We start from the raw sequence: 1,786 nt of genomic DNA, 5'->3' as shown, positions 1-1,786 counted from the left end.
TGTTGGCGCCGATCTAAATTTGACCCACCCTGCCGATTGAACTTTGACCCAGGGCTTGGGGCCGGCATCGGCTGACGCCGGCTGTGGACAACTGTAGCGCTGAGCTCGGTCAGCCCGCCTCGTCGCGCTTGTTGCTTCGTTCCTGCTCCCTGGCTTTGATGCGCTTGCGTGTGGCCGCCGTGGCCTGCGTGACGCGGTAGCTCTCGTTGCCGGTCTCCACGATGTGGCAGTGGTGCGTGAGCCGGTCCAGCAGCGCCGTGGTCATCTTGGCATCGCCGAAGACGGTGCTCCATTCGGCGAAGTCCAGGTTGGTCGTGATGACGACGCTGGTGTGCTCGTAGAGCTTGGACATCAGATGGAACAGCAAGGCGCCGCCGCTCTGGCTGAACGGCAGGTAGCCCAGCTCGTCGAGGATCACCAGGTCCAGCCGCAGCAGGCTGGCCGCGATGCGGCCGGCCTTGCCCTCGGCCTTCTCCCGCTCCAGCGCGTTGACCAGGTCCACGGTGCTGTAGAACCGAACCCGTTTGCCGTGCGCGCTGATGCCCGCCACGCCGATGGCCGTGGCCAGGTGGGTCTTGCCCGTGCCCGGGCCGCCCACCAGCACGACGTTGTGCGCCGCAGCCGTGAACTCGCACGCGGCCAGTTGCGTGACCAGCTTGCGGTCCACCGGCGAGGCCTCGAAGTCGAAGCTGGCCAGGTCACGGTGCACCGGGAACTTGGCACTGCTCATCTGGTGCTGCACCGAGCGCGTGGCACGGTCGCTGGCCTCGGCCTGCAGCATGTGCTCCAGCAGCCAACGTGAGCGCTCAACTTCGACGCTGTGCTGCTCGCCAAGCTCGGCCCAGGTGGCGGCCATACCGTGCAGGCGCAGCGCCTTCAGCTCTGCAATGACGTCAGCCATGGTCGGCCTCCTGCTCGACATGCTGCCCTGCCTCTTGCTGCGCCTCTTGCTTGGCCAGCTTGCGCAGTCGGTCGTACAGACCCGGATCGGCCTGCACGGGCGTGCTCGTGCTCAGCGGTGTGTCGACGTTGGGCGGCCGCGCGGGTGCGGTCAGCCGCGCCAGCACATTGGCCACATGCTCCGGGCTGACCCGCCCGCTGGGGCCGGCTCGCTCCAGCGCCAGCTCGACCGCCACCAGCACCCCATCCAACCCGGCCGTACTGCACAGCGCCAGCACTTGCGCCATCAGCCGGTCACCGCCCGCATGGCGCAGCAAGGCCTGACGCAGCTTGGCCAGCGGCTCGGGCAGGTCCACGAAGGGGGCGCCGTTGCGCAGCGCGCCGGGCTTCCTCTGCACCAGCGGCACATAGTGCTGCCAGTCGTAGGCGGTGCGGCCCTTGCCGCTGAGCCGCACGTGTTCGGCCACCACGTGCCCATCGGCCACGATGACCACGCGCTGCGGGTACAGCCGCGTGCTGACCGTCTGGCGCGCCAGCTCGCACGGCACCGAGTAGCGGTTGCGCGCCACGGTGACCAGGCAGGTGCTGCTCACGCGCGAGACGTCCTGCACATAGCCGTCGAAGTCCACGGGCTTGGGCATCAGGTGGCTGCGCTCGAGCTCCAGCATCTCGGCCACGCTGAAGGCCTTGTGCTCGGGGTGACGCAGCTCCGCCCACAGGGCCTTGCAGCGCTCGCCCAGCCAGGCGTTGAGTTCCTCCAAGGACCCGAAGCGCTGCTCGCGCGCCGCCAGCCAGATGCGACGCCGGCTGTCCTGCACGTTCTTCTCGACGACGCCCTTCTCCCAGCCCGAGGCGACGTTGCAGAAGTCGGGGTCGAAGAGGTAGT

General features: G+C 68.5%; 2 protein-coding genes. Both read right to left on the bottom strand.

Annotated elements, in window-relative coordinates:
- Window positions 1–109: 109 nt before the first annotated feature.
- On the bottom strand, window positions 110–901 hold the full coding sequence (istB, locus tag ACG04R_RS28380; RefSeq protein WP_394418177.1) for an IS21-like element helper ATPase IstB: 792 nt from the start codon (window positions 899–901) through the stop codon (window positions 110–112).
- On the bottom strand, window positions 894–1,786 hold an 893-nt coding region (locus ACG04R_RS28375), incomplete at its 5' end, for a Mu transposase domain-containing protein (protein ID WP_419964742.1). The genes ACG04R_RS28375 and istB, both read right to left, overlap by 8 nt.

It is taken from the genome of Pelomonas candidula, from assembly GCF_043555985.1.
GTDB classification, from domain to species: domain Bacteria; phylum Pseudomonadota; class Gammaproteobacteria; order Burkholderiales; family Burkholderiaceae_C; genus Pelomonas; species Pelomonas candidula.
The sequence above is the reverse complement of the archived record's forward strand: the minus strand, read 5'-3'. Positions and strand labels throughout refer to the sequence as shown.

Bases quoted from the DNA above. Each gene is read 5' to 3' on its own strand.
- istB (WP_394418177.1), bottom strand. From the start codon at position 901: ATGGCTGACGTCATTGCAGAGCTGAAGGCGCTGCGCCTGCACGGTATG.